Annotated in this window: 15 protein-coding genes; 4 read left to right on the top strand and 11 right to left on the bottom strand. The window is 55.7% G+C overall.

What is annotated here, in order from left to right:
• Positions 1-89: 89 nt before the first annotated feature.
• From BLP63_RS06715 to BLP63_RS06705, 3 genes are all read right to left on the bottom strand, one after another.
• On the bottom strand, positions 90-2,045 hold the full coding sequence (locus BLP63_RS06715) for a fructose-1,6-bisphosphatase (RefSeq protein ID WP_092590140.1): 1,956 nt from the start codon (positions 2,043-2,045) through the stop codon (positions 90-92).
• Positions 2,046-2,216: 171 nt separating this feature from the next.
• Positions 2,217-2,531 (bottom strand): hypothetical protein, encoded by a 315-nt coding sequence (locus BLP63_RS06710; protein WP_092590139.1) that lies wholly within the window; start codon positions 2,529-2,531, stop codon positions 2,217-2,219.
• A 362-nt stretch (positions 2,532-2,893) separates the two neighbouring features.
• Entirely contained in the window at positions 2,894-3,079 is a 186-nt protein-coding gene (locus BLP63_RS06705; RefSeq protein WP_092590138.1) for a hypothetical protein, read from the bottom strand.
• Between the two features lie 404 nt (positions 3,080-3,483).
• On the opposite strand from BLP63_RS06705, the gene BLP63_RS16695 reads away from it, so the two are divergent.
• The 3 genes from BLP63_RS16695 (at position 3,484) to BLP63_RS06690 (ending at position 8,000) form a co-directional block, all read left to right on the top strand.
• Entirely contained in the window at positions 3,484-5,418 is a 1,935-nt protein-coding gene (locus BLP63_RS16695; protein ID WP_139159793.1) for an ABC transporter ATP-binding protein, read from the top strand.
• On the top strand, positions 5,415-7,511 hold the full coding sequence (locus BLP63_RS06695) for an ABC transporter ATP-binding protein (protein ID WP_092590137.1): 2,097 nt from the start codon (positions 5,415-5,417) through the stop codon (positions 7,509-7,511). The genes BLP63_RS16695 and BLP63_RS06695 overlap by 4 nt, the downstream gene beginning before the upstream one ends.
• Before the next feature lie 99 nt (positions 7,512-7,610).
• On the top strand, positions 7,611-8,000 hold the full coding sequence (locus BLP63_RS06690) for a secondary thiamine-phosphate synthase enzyme YjbQ (RefSeq protein WP_092590136.1): 390 nt from the start codon (positions 7,611-7,613) through the stop codon (positions 7,998-8,000).
• A gap of 194 nt (positions 8,001-8,194) precedes the next feature.
• Here BLP63_RS06690 and BLP63_RS06685 read toward each other — a convergent pair whose 3' ends face one another.
• The 4 genes from BLP63_RS06685 to BLP63_RS06670 form a co-directional block, all read right to left on the bottom strand.
• Entirely contained in the window at positions 8,195-9,115 is a 921-nt protein-coding gene (locus tag BLP63_RS06685; RefSeq protein WP_242870827.1) for a DMT family transporter, read from the bottom strand.
• A gap of 59 nt (positions 9,116-9,174) precedes the next feature.
• Positions 9,175-10,236 carry a diguanylate cyclase gene (locus BLP63_RS06680; RefSeq protein WP_092590135.1) on the bottom strand — a complete coding sequence of 354 codons (1,062 nt, stop codon included), beginning with the start codon at positions 10,234-10,236 and terminating at the stop codon, positions 9,175-9,177.
• Positions 10,237-10,371: 135 nt separating this feature from the next.
• Positions 10,372-11,982, bottom strand: a complete 1,611-nt coding sequence (locus BLP63_RS06675) for a hypothetical protein (RefSeq protein WP_092590134.1) — start codon at positions 11,980-11,982, stop codon at positions 10,372-10,374.
• Positions 11,975-12,688, bottom strand: a complete 714-nt coding sequence (locus BLP63_RS06670) for an ABC transporter ATP-binding protein (RefSeq protein ID WP_092590285.1) — start codon at positions 12,686-12,688, stop codon at positions 11,975-11,977. The genes BLP63_RS06675 and BLP63_RS06670 overlap by 8 nt, the downstream gene beginning before the upstream one ends.
• 410 nt (positions 12,689-13,098) lie before the next feature.
• Here BLP63_RS06670 and BLP63_RS06665 point away from each other — a divergent pair, with 410 nt between their 5' ends.
• Positions 13,099-14,724, top strand: coding sequence for an amidohydrolase (locus BLP63_RS06665; RefSeq protein ID WP_092590133.1), 1,626 nt, complete (start codon positions 13,099-13,101; stop codon positions 14,722-14,724).
• Between the two features lie 145 nt (positions 14,725-14,869).
• On the opposite strand, the gene BLP63_RS06660 is transcribed toward BLP63_RS06665, so the two are convergent.
• The 4 genes from BLP63_RS06660 to BLP63_RS06645 all read right to left on the bottom strand — a co-directional run bounded on the left by BLP63_RS06660 (position 14,870) and on the right by BLP63_RS06645 (position 19,206).
• Positions 14,870-15,802: an ArsA family ATPase gene (locus tag BLP63_RS06660; RefSeq protein WP_092590132.1), complete on the bottom strand. Its 933-nt coding sequence runs from the start codon at positions 15,800-15,802 to the stop codon at positions 14,870-14,872.
• A gap of 113 nt (positions 15,803-15,915) precedes the next feature.
• Positions 15,916-16,203 (bottom strand): hypothetical protein, encoded by a 288-nt coding sequence (locus BLP63_RS06655; protein ID WP_207646427.1) that lies wholly within the window; start codon positions 16,201-16,203, stop codon positions 15,916-15,918.
• A gap of 272 nt (positions 16,204-16,475) precedes the next feature.
• The gene (gene brnQ / locus BLP63_RS06650) at positions 16,476-17,819 is read right to left on the bottom strand and encodes a branched-chain amino acid transport system II carrier protein (protein WP_092590131.1); all 1,344 of its coding nucleotides are present in this window, start codon (positions 17,817-17,819) and stop codon (positions 16,476-16,478) included.
• 457 nt (positions 17,820-18,276) lie between these two features.
• Positions 18,277-19,206, bottom strand: a complete 930-nt coding sequence (locus tag BLP63_RS06645; RefSeq protein ID WP_092590130.1) for a hypothetical protein — start codon at positions 19,204-19,206, stop codon at positions 18,277-18,279.
• Between the last annotated feature and the right edge of the window lie 10 nt (positions 19,207-19,216).

Genomic DNA, 19,216 nt, shown 5'->3' with positions numbered 1-19,216 from the left:
CCTTCAATTTGAAGTTCTCGCGACCATCGGCCAATCTTTTTTTAAATAAATTCAGCTGATTTTTACATCCCCACCAACGCCGCTTCCGCCTACCGTTCCCGGACCCGCCCGTCCCGGTACGCCTGCAGCAGCGCCTTCAAGGCCTCTATATCCTTTTTGAGCAGCGCGCCATTATCCGTATCCCCCACCAGCATCCGCGTTAGATGTTTCTCAATAAACACACTGGTCGGCAGCATGTCCAGATCCTCCTGCACCGCCCGTGTTTTCGACTCAAAAGGCTCGTGGGACACGAGGTGCATCCCCTGAGAATTGAAAATCAACGTATAACCGGCAATCCCCGTGACCTTCTGGTAAGCCTTCGAAAGGCCCCCGTCAATGGTGATCAGCTTGCCGCCTGCCTTGATGGGCATCTCGCCCTTCACGACCTTGACGGGAACGTGTCCATTGATGATATGGCTGGTCTCTGCATTCAGCCCAAACTCACTCAGGATGCGCACGCAGACGTCCTCATCTTCCCGCAAGGCATAATAGGGATTCTTGACTTCTTTGTGGGTTTCCTCGGCCTCAACAAAATAGCGCTCGAAGGTCGCCATCTTGCTTTTACCAAATAGCGGCGATTTCTCCCCGCACCACAAATACCAGACGACGTCCAGGGCCTGAGCCTTCTCCTCCGGGTCTTGGGCATAATAGGCACTGCGGACGCAGTCGTCGAACCTGTCCAGCAGAGCCTTGCCTTTGAGGGCCTTTCCGGCGAGCTTGAAGGTCTCAAACGCCCCCGCCTCAGTCATCGGGATGCCGCCGTGATAGAGCAGGTTCCCATTGAAGACTTTGTACATCCCGCCCTTATCCACCAGGAATCTGATGTGCTTCTGGAGATCAGTCGCGTGATCAAAGGATGTCCGCAGCTTCTCCACCACATCCCTTTCTTCCGCCGTGAGCTCGTATGGGTTCGCCGGATCAAGGGTCGGCAGCACCTTGTCGAGGAGTGGGTACCACGCCCCTTCAATCTCCACCGCGCCACGGCTGAGGTCAACCCGCTCCAGCAGCCGTCTGTGCCCAAGCCCCAGCTCTGGGCGCCTGAGGGCGAGCTGCCCTTCAAGCTTCAGCTGAATAATCGCTATAGCCTTCTGCATCCTGGACAGCAGTACCAAATCCTTTTCCTCAAGAACCTCTTCCTTGCTCTTCACCTGAAAGGTGGGCGCATAGCTGCCGGAATATTTGTCCAGCGCCAGCCGCACCAGGGGCGACAGGTTGAGGCCGTAACCCTCCTGCAGCGTTTCCAGATTCCCGTAGCGCAGCGAAACCCGGATCGCGTCTGCCATGCAGACATCCGACCCGCAGGCCGCCCCAATCCACAGCACATCATGGTTCCCCCACTGAATGTCCACCGTATGCTGCCGTCTCAGGGTGTCCATGACCAGATGGGCGCCTTTTCCCCTGTCGTAGATGTCCCCAATGATATGTAAATGGTCCACCACCAACTTTCGGATCAGCTCCGCAATAGCCACTATGAAATCCTCCGCCCGCCCAATGTCCAGCAGGCTGTCCAGGATCCCCTGATAGTACCCCTGCTTCATGGGATCGTCCTCGTTCTCGTGGAGCAGCTCCTCTATGATGTATTGAAACCCCTCTGGAATCGCCTTTCTGACTTTCGAACGCGTGTATTTGTAAGCCGCCTGCCGGCACAGCTGCACCAACTGCAGCATCATGACTTCATGCCAGGCCGCCAGCGACTGGTCTGACCTTGCGGCCTTTTCCAGCTCCAGCTTCTCCCTTGGATAGTACACCAGCGTCGCCAGGGATTTCTTCTCCGCCTCCGACAGCGTTCCCATAAAAACGTCATCAATCTTCCGCTTGACGACCCCGGAAGCGTTGCGCAGCACATGATCGAAGGCCTCATCCTCCCCATGGATGTCCGCTAAAAAATGCTCCGTTCCCTTGGGCAGCAGGATGATCGCGCTCAAATTTACAATTTCCGTGCTTACGGCATCCACCGACGGGTATTGCTTGGATAGCAGCTTTAAATATTCCAAATCATAGGACATGATGCACCTCCGAAATTTATAACGCCAACTTTACACGTTCTCATTTATGTGTTCTCCAGTGATAAATACCCTGCCGATGGTCTTTTATAACCAAAACACAAAATGAGGGCCATAAGACCATTGGCCTCAGACCCCCATTTCAATATTCTGCTTTGATGATCACGAAGACTTCTAATGCCCACAGCCGCTGCAGCTTCCACAGCCACCTTCCGCCTGTTCTACCGGTTGAACAAGATAACCGTTGCCAACAAATTCAACCTTAATATCTCCAAGGTTCTCAAACAGTTCTTTGTCCATGACAAAATTTATTTCCCCTTGCTTATGGGAGAAATCAGCTTCTTTTACGTCATCCAGGGCAAGACCAAGAGATGGTCCGCTGCAGGCGTAGCCAGCCACAAAGATCCTGACATTTTTAGGGCCTTCCTGGGCTTCAACCACTTTAGCAATTTCAACGAGCGTTTCGGGATTGGTTTCAACTCTTAACATAAGGTGCCTCCTATTCTATAGCCCGACAGGCAGTCTGCCTGGTCAAGCGTTGTAATATGATTTGTTTACAAGTCTATTATATACTATGATGGTTTTATTGAGAACCGTTGTCATCGATTGAAGTTTTTGCTGTATCACTTACTTGGATAAAATTTTCTTATGAGGGTATCTTGAGGCAACACTGCGCCGACAGCCACTGACTAGTTTCTGGTGCGGCCCAGTCCCCTATGGTTCGTCCCTGTCCCCAACCAACTCTCCAGGCCGGCCCAGTCCCGTCCCAAAAACTTCAAAAAAAAACTGTCCGAAGGGCTCGTCAGAGACCTTCAGACAGTTTACCTTTTAAAGCTTTGCTTTTTTCAAGCCTAGTTACAGCCACTGCAGCTGCTGCAATCTGACTCATCCTGATTTGCAGGCGCCACGTGGTAGCCATTGCCTACAAACTCAACCTTGATGTCGCCAAACGTTTCGAAAAGATCTTTTTCCATTACAAAATTTACTGCGTTGCTGTTGTCCACAACATCTGTATCCTTCAGCTCATCCAGAGCCAAACCGAGTGACGGGCCGCCTCAGCCGTAGCCTGCGACGAAGATGCGCACATTGTTTGGAGCGCCTTGCTGAGAATCCAGGACTTTTTTGATCTCAGTGATCGTCTCCTGGTTCGTTTGAATCTTCATTATTAATCCTCCATTTCATGTTCGAATGCTGACCGAGATGTCATTCTCATAAAGCTATTGAACTTTTCTATGATCATACCGGAATGCATCAAAATTGTCTATGTCCAAAGTCATTATACAACACATACTATGAAATGAAAACAGTTTTCAGTTGATTTTTATCGAATTTTAATGATTTTTTTCGATTCATTTTTTGACCCCCCCTGCCCATTCACACCCTTAAACCCTTATGTTAGAATGAAATCAACCTATCAAATTGAAAGGGGGGTCATTTCCCCATGCCTTCAGGCGCCCTACTCAAGCACCTCAAGCCCTTCCTTAAGAGAAAACGCTGGCACCTCCTCGGCGGCGTCATAATCCTGATCATAATCGATCTGCTCCAGCTCATCACCCCCCGGTTGATTGGCGCTCTTGCGGATCTGCTCGCGCAAAAAACGGCAACGAGATCAGACATCCTCGAAACCATAGGCCTGATCTTAGGCATTGCGGTCCTGGTCGCGACGGGTCGTTATTTTTGGCGTATCCTGATCATCGGCACCGCCCGGGAAGCAGAGTACTGGCTGCGAAATCGCCTGTACGCCCACGTCCAGACCCTGCGGACTGACTATTTCAACGTGAACAAGGTCGGCGACGTCATGGCCCTTGCCACCAACGACGTGGTCTCAGTGAGCCACGCCATGGGCATTGGCACCGTCATGCTGGTGGACGCAGTCTTCATCACCATCATGACCCTAATCTTCATGCTGTTCACCGCGGACCTGCAGCTGACCCTCATCGCCCTGCTGCCCATGCCCGTCATTGCCACCCTGGTCCTCTATGGCGGCCGGTTAATGCGCAAACGCTTCAAGCGCGTCCAGGAAGCCTTCTCGGACATGACGGACCTGACCCAGGAGACCTTCTCCGGCATCCGGATCGTCAAGACCTACACCCGGGAGCCCTTCCAAAGAGAACGCTTTAAAACCTCCAACGACCTGAACTACAAAGAAAACATGAGCCTGGTGAAGCTGTGGGGTGGGCTGTTCCCACTGGTCAGAACCATTGGCTCCGTCAGTCTGGTTCTGACATTGCTCTTTGGTGGCCGGGCAGTCATTGACGGCCGCATCAGCGTAGGCGCCTTCGTGGCGTTCATCTCCTACGTGGGCATGCTGAGCTGGCCCATGATGGCCCTGGGCTGGGTGGTCAACGTCCTGCAGCGGGGCTCCGCCTCACTTTCCAGACTCAATGAAGTCTTCGACCTGAAGCCAAGCTATACCTACGGCACCCTGGAGCCCCCAAAAGCAACCCACGACCACGCCCCCCTCATAGAGCTCCGTGACCTCACCTTCACCTACCCCGGCCAAAAGACCCCAGCCCTGAAGCACCTTACCCTCACTATCCAAAAAGGCGAAAAAGTCGCCCTGATTGGCCGCACCGGCGCCGGCAAGACCACCCTGCTCCAACTGCTCACCAAAGCCTGGGCCTCCGCGAACGGCCAAATCTACCTGGACGGCTACGACCTCAACCAGCTCAGCGCCCGCGCCATCAAGGACCGCTTCGCCGTCGTCCCCCAGGACAACTTCCTCTTCTCAAAAACCATTGAGGACAACATCCGCTTCTACCATACCCCGAGCGAGAACACCGCCGGCGAGAAGGCCTCCAGCACCCAAAGGACTCTGCCGACGGTCACCGTCACCACCACCCCTGAAATTGTACACCCCGAGACCATCGGCAAAAACGGCATCACAAAGCCGACGCTTTCGATCCAAAGTGCAGCCCAGGCAGCCTGCGTCCACGACGAAATCCTAAGCTTTCCGGAGGGCTACGACACCCTGCTGGGAGAGCGGGGCGTCAACCTCAGCGGCGGCCAGAAGCAGCGGGTCTCCATTGCCCGTGCGTTATTTCGGGACGCGGACATCCTCATCCTGGATGACGCCCTGTCCGCTGTGGACACCAAGACGGAGGAAACCATCCTGCGCCACCTGAACGAGGCACTCGCGGACAAGACCGCCCTGATCGTGTCTCACCGCATCTCCACCGTCAAGGACTGCGACTGCATCTACGTCCTGACGGACGGGGAAATCACCGAAAGCGGCACCCACGCCGAGCTCTTGGACCTGGGCGGCTACTACCGGGATCTCTACAACCGCCAGCAGCTGGAAGACAAGCTGGGCAGCGGGACCGGAGCTGCGGCTGGCGACACCGGGATAACCACTGCCGAGGAGGTGAGACCATGAGCCGCGACACCCATTTTGAAGAGCAGCAGATCGAGAAGTCCTTTGACCTCGCCATTTTCAGGCGCCTTGCCAGCTTCACCAAGCCATATGTGAGGCTTCTCCTGCTGAGCGGCGTCCTGCTCCTCTTCGTCACCGCCGTGGACCTGGTCCGCCCCTACCTGATCAAGGTCGTCATAGACGACCACATCTCCGGCTATACCCGGGAGTGGAAGTCGCTGGACGCGGCGCCGGCCTCTGGCGCCCTCAATTTCACCGAATATCAGGGCCGTTATTACGTCCTCGCGGCGGCCCTTGAGAAATCCCCTGATGCGGAAGCTGGTAAAAACGCGCCTTCCGCCCAGCTCGTAAAGCTTGAGGGCGACTACTACCTGCTGCCCGGCTACGTCCCGCCTGAGGAAATGGGCCAGGCCGCAGAAGCCATTAGCCAGCGCAGCGGCGCCCTCCTTCCAAAAGCAGCTGCCGATGGTTTCCTCGCCCCCAGCAAAGCCGCCATCCTCCGCCTCTCCACAATCTTCATGGTGCTCCTGGTGGCCGCCCTGGCCATCAGCTACGCCCAGACGCTGCTCCTGAACCACGTGGGCCAGCGCCTGGTCTACGACATGCGGGCCCACCTCTACGACCACTTATTAGGGCAGTCCCTGTCCTTCTATGACCGCAACCCCGTAGGTCGCCTGGTCACCCGGGTCACCAGCGATATGAAGAACATCAGCGAGATGTACACCGACGTCCTGATCCACCTGGTCAACGACCTGCTGCTCCTGCTCGGAACCCTGGTCATCATGCTGTCCCTGAACTGGAAGCTGGCGCTGATCTCTCTTTCCACGGTGCCTCTGGTCATCCTGGCCTCCTACCTCTTCCGGCTGAAGGCCCGGGAAGCCCATAGGGCGGTCAAGGTGAAGATTGCCCGCATCAACGCGACGCTCAGCGAAAACCTCAGCGGCATCCGGATCATCCAGCAGTTCCGTAAAGAAAAAGAGCTCATGAACGAGTTCGAGGCCATCAACCGGGACCACCTGAACGCCTCTATGTCCGAGGTCAAGGTCTTTGGCATCTTCCGGCCAAGCATGAACCTGCTCTACACCGTAGCTCTGGCCCTCCTGATCTGGTACAGCGGCGGCCGGGTGCTGCAGGGCGCCATTGAGCTGGGGACCTTGATCGCTTTTATTTCTTATACGGAGCAGTTCTTCCGGCCTATCTTTGACCTCAGCGAAAAGTTCAACATCCTGCAGTCCGCCATGGCCTCTTCCGAGCGGATCTTCCTGCTGCTGGAGGAGGACACCAGGCTGCCGGAAGGAAAGCTCTCAGACATGGAACTTTCAGGCGGGGACAGGCACCGCCTGAAAGAAGACTTCAAAGGTCACGTTGTCTTCGACAACGTCTCGTTCCAGTATCAGCCCGGGGAACCCGTGCTGAAGGACGTCTCCTTCGAAGTGAAGCCCGGCGAAACCCTGGCTATTGTTGGGGCAACCGGCTCCGGAAAGACGACCATCATCAGCCTTTTGTCGAGGCTCTATGATGTCTCTGCCGGCCGCATCCTGGTTGACGGCACTGACCTGCGGGACTTCGACAAAGCTTTCCTGCGCCGCCGCATTGGCGTCGTGCTTCAGGACGTCTTCCTGTTTTCGGGGGATGTCCTCGAAAATATCACGCTGGGCGATCCGTCCATCAGCGAAACGCAGGCTGTGGCCGCGGCCCGCCGGGTCAACGCGGACCGCTTCATTTCCAGGCTGCCGGACCAGTACCACGAGCGGGTCTATGAGCGGGGCGCCACCCTGTCCACCGGACAGCGCCAGCTCCTTTCCTTTGCAAGAGCCCTGGCCTATGATCCGAGGATTCTTATCCTGGACGAGGCGACCTCCAGCATTGACACCGAGACCGAGCAGCTGATCCAGGACGCCATAGGCAAGCTGACCCAGGGCCGCACCACCATTGTCATTGCCCACCGCCTCTCCACCATTCAGCACGCCGACCGCATCTTAGTCCTCCACGACGGCCAAATCCGTGAAACCGGCACCCACGAAGCGCTCCTGAACAAAGGCGGCCTCTACTACGACCTCTACCGGCTGCAGTGGGTTGGGGACAGGGACGCGTAGTGCGGGACAGGGACGCGTGGCGCGGGACTGGGCCCACCTGAACGTCCCCACCTGCACAGGCGGGGACTGGGCCGCACCAAAAATAAGGAGGCCCCCACCATGATCGAAATCAAAACCACCGCCCCTCAGCAAATGCTCGACATCACGCACCTGGTCCGCCAGGAGGTTCAAAGCCAGGGCCTGAAGAACGGCCTCGTCACCGTCTTCGTCCCCCACACCACCGCCGGCGTCACCATCAACGAAAACGCAGACCCGGATGTGGTCCACGACATCCTCTCCACACTGGAGCGAGCCTTCCCCACAACCGGCCCCTACCGCCATTTTGAAGGCAACAGCCACGCCCATATAAAAGCGTCGCTCATGGGCGCCTCGGTGACGGTGCCGGTCAAAGGCGGGAGACTCAGTCTGGGCACGTGGCAGGGCATCTATCTGTGCGAATTCGACGGCCCAAGGACACGCCGCGTCGAGCTGACGCTTCTGGGCGTTTAGTGCTCAGAGCAACCTTTAAGCACAACAGAATCACTGAAATATAAAAGACAGAGGGTCATCACGCATGAAAACCCTCTGTCTATTTAATTGGGACTATTTCCCCCCAACCCTTTACCTGCTATCAGCACCAGTGTCAGAGACAGTGCCAGAGACAGTACCTGCCAATGGTCACCGCCCCAAACACCCTTCCCCCATCACGCTGCCAGATCCCTCCGGGACACCCAGTACGCCATGGACAGGATGACGGCGCCCCCCATAATCTCCCTGAGCCCCGGCACCTCGCCCAGCAGCACCACCGTCGCGAGAATCCCATACACCGGCTCAAGACTTGCAATGACACTGGCGGTCTGGGCCTTGATCCGCTTCATGCTGCTGATGAAGAGTGTATGCGCAATCCCGGTGAAGATAATGCCCAAAATTGCCAGCAGCATCAAAGCAGGAAAATCCAGAACCGGCTTTAGCGGGATCACCACAGGCGCAAGCACCAGTGCAGCCGCGGCAAACTGATAGAGCGACACCTGGCGGCTTGGGTACTCCGCCACATATTTCTTATTCAGGACGGACAGCAGCGCAAAGGTCAGTCCCGAGAGGACGCCCCACAGCGCCCCCAAAGTCACTTGATTGGACAGGCTGAAGTCAGGCACCACCAGGCTGACCCCCAGCATGGTGATCAGGGCGACCACCACATCCTGCATCCTGAAGGCACTCTTAAGCAGCCACGGCTCCAGGAACGTCACAAATACCGGGAACGTCGAAAACGTCAAAAGGCCCACCGCCACGGTAGACAGCTGGATCGCCATGAAAAACGCGGTCCAGTGGACTGCCAGAACAACCCCCAGCATTAAAAAAACGACGTAATCCCGCCGCTGCTTCAGCCGGATCCGCTCCCGCCTAATGCCCATGACCGCCAGCAGGAACGGCACCGCAAAGCTGACCCGCCCCAGAGAAATCGCCATGGGATGCAGGGTCAGCCACTTACCGAAGAGTCCCGCAAGGCCAAAGAGCAGCACGGCAAAATGGGCTTCCAATAGGCCCCGCTTGTTTGAACTGCTGCGATCCGCCGCTGCAGCTTCCACCGGCTCAACCGGTGTTACTTCAATTTCCGTATTTTTCACGCGCCTGCCACCTCCTTTGCCAGCGAAGCACTGAGCTGCCGACTATTGAACCAGCCTCTCTATCCCTCAGCACCGCTCCTCTGAAGCCACGGAAAAAACTTCACGTCCTCCGTCAGCAGATGCCCCACAATGATTTCGTCCACCAAAAATAGAATCATGTCCGCCTTAACCACATGCCCCTCAGAAAGCCGCTTCTTCATCTGAAGTCCCTTCATCACCAGGTGCTGATGAAACCTTTCGTGAAACGCCGCGGACGGATAACCGATCGCCCTCAGAACTTCTTCCTCTTCATCAAAATGCTTTTCAACATGAGACAGCAGCTGATCAAAGACCTCAGAGATTTGCGTCAGATCCTCATCCCGCTGAATCACGGCCATTACGCTATTCGCCAGCGTCAGCAACTGTATGTGCCCCCCGTCGATCACCGCGTTGCCGCACGACCACTCCGGGTTCCATGCCAGCTCGGTGGCCTCCGTCAAAAACTCCTGATCCTGCCATTCTGAGACCAGGTTGCGTCCCTGGCTCTTCGACCGGTACATGGCCCGGTCCGCCCTCGTGAACCAATTTTCCAGCTGCTCCCCGTACCGGTGCTCTGCCACCCCAAAGCTCGCAGTGACTCTGCCGATGGTCGGATGCAGCACCCGTCCCAGCCTCTGCCTCAGCTTCTCCGCCGCCATCACCGCATGTCTCTGATCCGTCCCAGGCATCAGCACCACAAACTCCTCCCCGCCCCACCGGGCAAAGAGGTCCGTGGCACGAATGGACTTCATGACTTCACTGGCCATACGCTTCAACACCTCATCGCCAAAGCCGTGCCCCCACTGGTCGTTGATCTTCTTGAAAAAGTCGAGGTCATAAATCACCAAGGACACCGGCGACCCATAACGGCGAGCGCGCTCAATTTCCTCCTGGGCACGCTTTTCAAAATAGAAGCGGTTATACACCCCTGTCAGCTGATCCGTGATGGCCACCTTTTCAAGGGCCTCATTCTTGAGCTTCAGCTCTTTTGAAAGCTCAAGAAGGCCTGCTTCAGACGCACGCAACTGTTCTATCAGCTGATTCTTGGCCTCAATTTCTTCAAGGAGCATGCGCTCGTAGTTAGGTTCCATTCCTGAGGTCACAAAATTTCCACCCTTTTCAAAATAATTTTCGAGCGGCTGGCGCCTGTCGCCCCTCTTCCTTTCTTGTATCCCAATACCATTCCTTACATAATACTAAATTTTCTCAACATAGAAAAGTATTTGGTCAAACTTAACTCATCCCTCCAGCGACTTCAATAGCTTTTCACCCCGCGCGGACAAATAAGTGTACAGCCCTGCGCTTAACAAAAGCAGCATGCCAAGCACCCCAAAGGACACCCAGTGGGCGTTCAGCCCGGGGTATTTGATGACCAGGGTCAGCGGCCCGGCCACACTGCCTATGCCAATCAGCAGGGTGATCAGTGTAGCGGCGCTTTGCTTGACAGGCTGGGTTTCTGTCATCCAGTCCAGAAACGGATAACGCAGATTGACCACGAGCCCTGCCAGGGAGACGAAGAGGGCGTAGGCGGCGGGAAGGGTGAGGAGGAGGAGACTATCGGCAAAACTCGTTTTTAAAGCACCCATTAGGAGCAGGCCATTGACGAGCACCGCTGGCAGGGTCATGGTCAAGTTGACGCCCAGCTTGCTGTGGAAGATTGTCATGGCTTTGACCGGAGCGGACTTCGCGAGCCACAGGGACTTGCCTTCCAGCGAAATAGAACAGGCGGTCGTAGAGGAGAGGGCCATGAAGGTTGAGGCCATCAGCGGCGCCATGCGGCTGATGTAATCCGCGAAGTACGGCATTTCCAGCAGCTGGCCTATGGACGCCGGCCTGAAGAACATGAGGGCAATGGACATGGCGGTGTAGAGCACTACCCCAAATGCCGTGTTGAGGACATAGATGGGTGACGCGAAATAGCGCCTGATCTCCTTCTGATAAAAAGCGCGCAGTGGCGTTGAGCCCGCCTGGGTGTTTTCGCCCATGACGAACCGACGGCGGACGGAGGCTGTGGTGAGCCTTGTGTGGATCCGCTTGAAGCGAGCCCCCACCAAGGCCGCAAAGGCTCCGAATATCCCGAGGGACAACAGCACATAGGCCAGAAAAGCTGTGGTCTCGCCCAGGACGACGCCGTTCACGTAGAAGCCCGCCAGCGGATAGATTTGGTTGATGACGTTTGTCAGCGTCTCCGTGATGTCCATGAGGTTGACGCCTTCGGTGCTTAAGGTGCTGGAGCCTACCATGAAGGCCAGTACGGCCGCGGCGGAGAGAAGGATGTTGAGCAGGTTTTTGTAGCGAAATTTGGCTGAGACCAGGTGGATCAGGATGCCTATGGCGGTTGCCGCGACTATCGGCACAAAAGGAAGTGTGACGAGAGAGGCGGCAAACCGGGCGTAGAACAGGGGCTCCGGTTGGGCGCGCAGGCCATAGACCACGGCGGCGGGGAGCATGACCATCAGGACAAAGGCCATGTTCAGAAGGTACAGGGCCATCATGCGGCTCGCCACCACCACGCCGGTCTTGACCGGCAGGGCCATGATCATGTCGTAGTCCCTGAAATTGAAGAGGGCACCGTTGACCTTATAAATGGTCGTCATCAAGGTCACCAGGGAGGCGGTGGCCATCATGAGGCCAGGCAGGAGCGGCAGTGCGTCCACGGTTTCGAAGGCACGGCCCACCTGGTCGCTGTACACGTAGGAGATGCCGGTGAAGTAGACCACGAGGAACAGGCCGCCTGCAGCCGCGAGCAGGTTCTTGCGCCGCTGGCCAGGCACCCTGGTATGGAGGGCTTTGTTGAGGCCGAACCATCCCAGCAGCTGGAGTTTCGTGAGCGACCACAGGCTACGCATGGTCCGTCAGCTCCAGGAAGACTTCTTCCAGGCTTGAGTCGCCCACAATGTCGTCCATCAGGCCCGTGGCAACCAGCTCGCCCTGGCGGATGATTGCGATTTTATTGCAGAGCTTCTCCGCCACGTCCAGCACGTGAGTGGAGAAAAAGATGGCGCCGCCGTTTTGACATAGCTGGGCGAATATGTTTTTGAGGGTCTTGGCGGCTTTGGGGTCCAGGCCCACAAAGGGCTCGTCCAGGATCATCAGCTTGGGCTCGTGGATGAGGGCGGCAATGATGGCGAGCTTCTGTTTCATGCCGTGGGAGTAGGCGCCAATCAGGTCGCCAAGATCGTTTAAAAGCTCGAAGTCTTCTGCGTACTTTCGGATACGGGCCTCTCTGGTGGTAGATGGGATGTCGAAGATGTCTGCAATAAAGTTGAGGTACTGGATCCCGGTCAGGTAGTCGTAGAGGTCCGGGTTGTCCGGTATGTAGGCCAGCTTCTTCTTGCAGGCGACAGGGTCTTTCAGGATGGAGCTTCCGTCCACGAGGATGTCCCCTTCTTCAAAGTCCAGCACGCCTGCGATGGCTTTAATGGTCGTGGTCTTGCCGGCGCCGTTGTGGCCGGCGAAGCCGTAGAGGTCGCCTGGCTCAATGCTCAGGGACAGGTTTGAGACGGCTTTCTTGCCGCCCTTATAGGTCTTCGAAAAGTTTCGGATTTCAAGCATCATGTTCAGCCCTCCGGTTTCTTGGTGATTCCAAAGATATCTATACCCTTTGCCGCCTAAAGGCCACGAATTTTTTGGTGGGGGACGGGGGCGCGTGGTGGGGGACAGGGACACACCGGAGTTTTGGTTGGGGACTGGGCCGCACCACGCGGCCCAGTCCCCAACCACAAGTAAAACAATTTTTACCCTATGTCGCCTTCAAACGCCGCTTGCCTGTTTTCCCACAGGCTCTTATGCCTCACAAACCCCTTCCCACAAGACCTTAAACCGCCTGAAATTACTGCATTCCAGGAGTTCAACCGCGGCAAAGTACAGACAATCCGCCCATTGGCACAAAAATTGCTTCTTTATAATTCAAAACAACAAAAAGATAAAATAAAGCTTCACACAACTTCCAGGAGGCGATTTGAATGCAACAAGCGAAAAAACTGTTTGTCAACGGCCGGATCTTCACGGCCAACCCCGAACAGCCCTATGCGAGTGCTATGCTCATCCAGAACGGAAAAATTGAATGGATTGGCGATGAGGCTAGTTTAGACGCCGCCTTACTCTCCCCTGAAACCAATATTGAAAAAACAGACCTTCAAGACCGCAGAGTCCTCCCGGGGCTGATCGACGCCCACATGCACCCGGTCTACCTGGCCAGCGCCGCGAAGCAGATCGCCTGCACCCCACCCGCTTTATATTCCATTGAAGAAATGATTGGCCAAATCCGCGAAAAGCGGGAGGCCCAGGGCCCCGGCGTCTGGATCGAGGGCTGGGGCTACGACGAGGGCAAGCTGAAAGAAGGCCGCACCCCAACCCGCCACGACTTGGACCGGGCAACCACCGACGCCCCCGTCAGCATGATGCGCACTTGCGCCCACATCTATACCGTCAACAGCCTGGCCCTGAAGCTCGCCGGCATTGACCGCAGCACCGCGGATCCCGCTGGTGGCGCCATAGGCCGAGACGCGGACGGCGAGCCCAACGGCATCCTCTACGAGACCGCCCGGGAACTGCTCTTCAAGGCCCTCCCCGAGAAAAAACTCGCAGAAACCGCTGCCAGCCTGGCAGACCTCAGCCGCACCCTCCTTTCCCAGGGCATCACCGGCGTCACGGAAATGTTCGCCCGCACAGGCCCCACGGACTACTACGACCTCTACACCGCCGCCAGCCAGGCCGGTTTCCGCCAGCGCGCCGCCCTCTATTATATCTGGGATGACCTCAAGACCGCCCCACCTTTTGCCCCTGAACGCCGCGACCACAGTCAGCCCATCTTCGTAGGCGGTGTCAAGACTTTAGCCGATGGCAGCGTTTCCGGCCGAACCGCCTGGGTCAACCCCCCTTTCCTGGCAAACGACCAAAGCGGCGGCGAAACCTCTGACGGCATGGCCACCATCACCCCTGACGAACTCAGAGCCGCCGGCGCCTATGCCAAAACCCACGACCTTCAGCTCCTCACCCATGCCATGGGCGAACGCGCCATTGATATGATCGTCGACACCTTTTACAAGCAAGAGAATGCGCCCAAGCTCCGCATAGAGCACGCCGCCATGCCAACGCCAAAGGCCCTGGAGCAGAGCGCTGAAATGGGCGTGGCCTATGTCAACCAGCCTGTGTTCCTTTTCGCTGAAATCGAGAGCTACCTCAACAATCTCGGCCACAAGCGCACCAAGAACACCTACCCGGTTCGCTCCGTCCTCGATGCGGGTATCCAATTAGCCTTCTCCTCAGATGCCCCTGCAACTTCCTGGGCAGACCCGTCAAACCCCTTTGTAGGCATTCAGGCCGCTGTCACCCGTACCAGCTACGACGGCACGGACCATGGCCAGCAGCACCGTGTAGATCCCGCCACTGCCGTGTCGCTCTATACCCGTGAAGCCTCTAAGGTCGTCGGATTCCCAGGCGTTGGCCAGCTCGCGACAGGCTATGCGGCTGATTTTATCCTCCTCGATCGCGATATTATGGAAGTGGCGCCTGAGACCATTGGCAAAACACAGGTGCTGGAGACTTACATGAGCGGAGAGCGCGTTTATAACGCAACTGAGGAGTAATAAACAAGTAGCGCAGCACAAAATAAAGTACAAAAATAAAGCACAAAGTCAAACGAACGAAAGAGGCAGCTGGCGCCTATGACACTTGGCGCCAATTGCCTCTTTTTTGTTGTCGAAAAATGTGAGACGGTGTGGCCTTAGCGGCTTACAACCTCTCAAAATAGGCGCCAATCCGCCCCAGATCCTCTGCCCTGACCTCAGTCTCAATCAGCGGGATCAGGATGCGGCGCTGCTTCGCGAAGACAGTCTCAATGTCCTCAAGGTACTTCTTCTCGATCTCACGCCGGCGGTTCCAGAAGGGATCCGTGAGCCCCTCAGGCAGGATGCGGTTCACGACCAGGTCGCGCACCTGAATCCTGTATTTGGCCAGAATCTGAATGGCCTTTTTGGTTTCCTCAATAGGCAGCTTTTCCGGGTTCAGGACGAAGACGAAGGAGACCTGCTCATGATCTGTAAGCAGCTCCCGGGCACTCTCCATTTTTGCTTTTCTGGTGCTCAGGGTCGAGATGACAGGATCCGACATGATCAGCTCTTCCATTTTCCTTTTGTCCCGGTTGGCCATTTCATAAAGGGCCATGGCGGCCTTACGCTTTTCTATAAGCCGGTCCATCCAGCCGCCCATGAGCTCGGGCAGGGAAAGGAGACGGACGGTATGTCCCGTTGGCGCTGTGTCAATGACAATCCTGTCATAGTCGCCGCTGAGCTCCAGAAGCACCTCCATCAGCTTGTCAAAGACCGCAGACTCATCCGAGCCCGGTGTCACCGCTGCTGCATCCAGTTGCTTCTCGATCTCTTTGACAATGACTGGACTGACAATGCTTTTCATGTTCTTCTTGATGGCATTGATGTACTTCTGACTCTCCTCCTCCGGGTCAATTTCGAGCCCGTCCAGATTGGAACCCAGCGCGGTAACCTTGGCGCCTATGGTTCTCTCGAATATGTCACAGAGGGAGTGGGCCGGGTCCGTTGAAACCAGCAGCGTTCGCTCCCCTTTTTCCGCGCAGGCACTGGCGTAAGCGGAGGATACCGTGGTTTTTCCAACGCCGCCCTTGCCTCCAAAAAACACAATCTTATTCAAGCCTCGTCCTCTCCTTCAACTGCTGACGACAATGGTTTGCGACAATGAATTACGATAACAGCTAACGGCAATGGTTAGCGAAAATAGCCAACAACATTGGTTAACGTCATCACCTAACAGCAAAAGTCGCCCCAGCGGTCGCCATAGATACTCTTCCTCGCCATGATCCTGCGCTCCCAGCCCTCAAGATCCTCTGCCAGGTAGGGCAGAAGCTCCAGGGTGTAATAGGTGGTAGGCAGCGGAATGCCCAGCAGGTCCCCATAGCACAACAGCATAAAGTTGTCCATTTCATCCATGGCTTCCTTCTTGATGCGCTTAGTGGCATTGTCCTTAAAATCAAAAGTGCCGGCAAGCAGCAGCTTGAAGTTTTCAAAAGCCGCTTTCAATGCGTCAGCTTTCAACAGAACCCCTTCTTTCTTTATCTGCGTAAAATGTGAACAAAAACCCTCAAGTTTATAATACACCACTTGGCGGTCCTTTACCCTTTTTTTGGTGGTTGAACGCGGATAAAGTTGTTTGGTTGGGGACAGGGCCGGGCCAGAGTCTGGCCCGGCCCTGTCCCCAACCAAACAAAAAAACACAGCAGGCCTCTCAGGCCTGCTGTGCACCATCTCCATAAAAATTGTCCATTTCCAACTAACTTTCCAACAACATTTCCAACTGCATACCCAACCTACGCTGCTTTAACTTCAGCTTCAGGTACCTTTTTCTTATTTCGGTAAATGACCCCCCCTGCAACCCCGCCAACAACTGCTGGCACGATCCAGGCAAACCCCTGGCCCGCCAGAGGAATCGCCATGTAGAGGTTCGTCAGCGCCGCAGGCAGCTGGAAGCCAGCAATCGCGCCAATGACCGAGAAGGAATCATAGAGGCTGACCAGGATAACCAAAAGTGCTGCACCCTTCCAAACCCCATCGTTTGGAATGAATTTGCTGAAGAGTCCGAGCAAAACCAGCAAAATGGAGATTGGGTAGATGCCCATGAAGATAGGTCCAGCAATGACAATAATTTTCGCGACGCCGCCCATTGCCTGGATGATGCCTACGCCGCAGGTCAACGCGACGCCGAGCTTGTAGCTGACTTTTTGCTTTGTAAAACCATTTAGAAAATCTCCGAGAACCGCCGTCAAGCCAACGGAAGTAGTTAAACAAGCCAGAGCAACCGCGACCGCAAGCGCCGTCAGACCTACACTGCCAGATAGTCTGAGAACGAGACTCTTGAGAAGCTCCGTATGGTCCGTGCCAGCCGGGAAAAGGCTGTTGCCAGTTGCGCCAAGATATTCGAGGCCGCCGTAGACCACAAACAGACCTACAAAAGCGACGACGCAGGAGATCAAAATCATCTTGACATTGCTGGCCTTATCCGTGTAGCCCTTGCCGCGGAGCGCTTCAACGAAGATGACCGCGCAGAGGAGCCCCGTCAAGACGTCGCCCGTCTGATACGCTTGTGTGAAGGCAAAGTAGAACGGATTCGCAAGCTCTGTTGCGACCGGCGTCCCCAGCGGATTGACAATCGCAATGATGACAATGCCAACGAGGATGATCAAGAGCACAGGTGTCAGCACCTTGCCCACCTTGTCAATGACCTTCGAACGGTCATTGGCGAAGTAATACGTCAATGCGAAGAATCCAATGATGGCGATAGGCTTCAGGAGCCCTTGGTTGACCATCGGCAGCATTACGCTGAAGCCTGTTTCATAGGCCACCGCCGCCGTCCGCGGAATCGTGATGAGCATCCCGACACCAATCATAACGAGGACGTTATAGACCTGATAGAACCACGGGGTGATCGGACGCGTGAGGTCCTTGAAGGTGCCGCCCGCGTTGGCGACTGCCGCAACAGCGAGGATTGGGAGCGCGATGCCTGTCGCGACGAGACCAACCAACCCCGAGACCCAATTGGTGCCCGTTTCAAAACCAATAAACGGCGGGAAGATGAGATTGCCGGCGCCAAAGTAAATGGCAAACATTGCAAAGCCTACTACTATTGCGTCTCGTAGCATGTTTCTGTTTTCCATAATTCCCCTACTTTCGTTGTAATATGTATGTAGTATGACGACGCAAGGTATAATAAGCAAGACAGATGCCAAGTTTTCCAATCCAATGATTATTTATACAAAGGTATCCCCCACGCGCCCGTTTAACCCGCTTTGGGGCGGATTGCCACAGTGTACCTTGGGTACTTTTGCGCCATCAAACCGAATATATTCAGAAACAACGGACTTTTCGTAAAAATTTGTGTACGATCGTAAAAATTCTCAACAGTCAGCGACTAACACCTCATGATCCCCTTGGTGTTGGCTGGGATCACCATCGGCAAAACACCAGTGCTTATGCCGATGGTCCCCCGCCCAGCCCCCTCACCCCCAATTCAAACCCAACAAAAAAAGACAGCTGGGTCCATAATGGATCCAACTGTCTATAGAGGAAAAGGGCGCACTTTCAGGCTTATTTTCCTCTCAGGTCACTTTCTTCCTACACCTCAAGCGCCGGCGCTTTCAGCACATTTTCAATGAGTTTAAGCAAATAGCTCCCAGAAATCAGCGACAGCGCGCACTGTCCGCCCCCAAACTTAATGAGGAGGTGCTCGTTCAGCCCGGCGCTGACCACCATGGCCTCGCTGCCCGCAAGCTTGTCCCCAACCTGGTTGAAGACTTCCAGTGTCGTCACCGCCCGCGGTACCAGGAACTCCATGGCAAATTTGCCGTGGTCCCCCGCCAGCCTTAAGTCCCCGCTGTCGAGCATTTTGACCAAGCCAGAGGTCGCCTCAGACGCTGCGCCCAGCCCCGACACAAGCCGTGCCTTCAGATCAGCAGGCTTTAAAGTCACCTCAAAATCCCGGCGATCCTTGACCATAGCCACCAAAGAGCCCGCCACCGGCGCCGCTAAATGCGCCGCCAAAGCCTCCACGTTGACATCCGGGACAGGGACAGACCAGAGCCCAAGCATGGCCGTCTTCCTGTATAAGTCAACAAGCCCCAGATAAATCAACGCGTCCTCAGAAGAAAGCTCAAGCTCCAGGTCATAAGCGACCACCCTGGACATCCCCGTAACCTGGGACAGCGCCATCAGCACCGGCTGCAAGGACTCAGACCTCGAGACCTCAAAGCCGCTTTCCGTATGCTCCGCTAAAACATAAGATTCGCCTTTTTTATAGCCCAGCTTCTCTATCAGGACATTGCCTTCGCGAATCGCAACCCGTCCGGAGCGCTCCGGTGCCGCCAAAACCTCGAGAAGTGCCTCGCCGTCAGGCCGCAAAGAATCACCAGAAAACCATCCCTCTGCCTTCAGCAACTTCTCGCCTTCCGCCGGATCACCTTTACCTGCGTTCTTCAAGAGGCTCATACGGTTCTCCGTTTTGTACTGACCAGCCAAATAGGCTAAAGCGTTAAAATCGATATGCATGATACCCCTC

It is taken from the genome of Acidaminobacter hydrogenoformans DSM 2784, from assembly GCF_900103005.1.
GTDB lineage: Bacteria > Bacillota > Clostridia > Peptostreptococcales > Acidaminobacteraceae > Acidaminobacter > Acidaminobacter hydrogenoformans.
This window is presented reverse-complemented; position numbering and strand designations above follow the sequence as displayed.

Excerpts from the sequence above, each read along its gene's own strand:
- BLP63_RS06715 (WP_092590140.1), bottom strand. The coding sequence starts at position 2,045 with ATGTCCTATGATTTGGAATATTTAAAGCTGCTATCCAAGCAATACCCG.
- BLP63_RS06710 (WP_092590139.1), bottom strand. The coding sequence starts at position 2,531 with ATGTTAAGAGTTGAAACCAATCCCGAAACGCTCGTTGAAATTGCTAAA.
- BLP63_RS16695 (WP_139159793.1), top strand. The coding sequence starts at position 3,484 with ATGCCTTCAGGCGCCCTACTCAAGCACCTCAAGCCCTTCCTTAAGAGA.
- BLP63_RS06695 (WP_092590137.1), top strand. The coding sequence starts at position 5,415 with ATGAGCCGCGACACCCATTTTGAAGAGCAGCAGATCGAGAAGTCCTTT.
- BLP63_RS06690 (WP_092590136.1), top strand. The coding sequence starts at position 7,611 with ATGATCGAAATCAAAACCACCGCCCCTCAGCAAATGCTCGACATCACG.
- BLP63_RS06675 (WP_092590134.1), bottom strand. The coding sequence starts at position 11,982 with ATGCGTAGCCTGTGGTCGCTCACGAAACTCCAGCTGCTGGGATGGTTC.
- BLP63_RS06670 (WP_092590285.1), bottom strand. The coding sequence starts at position 12,688 with ATGCTTGAAATCCGAAACTTTTCGAAGACCTATAAGGGCGGCAAGAAA.
- BLP63_RS06665 (WP_092590133.1), top strand. The coding sequence starts at position 13,099 with ATGCAACAAGCGAAAAAACTGTTTGTCAACGGCCGGATCTTCACGGCC.
- brnQ (WP_092590131.1), bottom strand. The coding sequence starts at position 17,819 with ATGGAAAACAGAAACATGCTACGAGACGCAATAGTAGTAGGCTTTGCA.
- BLP63_RS06645 (WP_092590130.1), bottom strand. The coding sequence starts at position 19,206 with ATGCATATCGATTTTAACGCTTTAGCCTATTTGGCTGGTCAGTACAAA.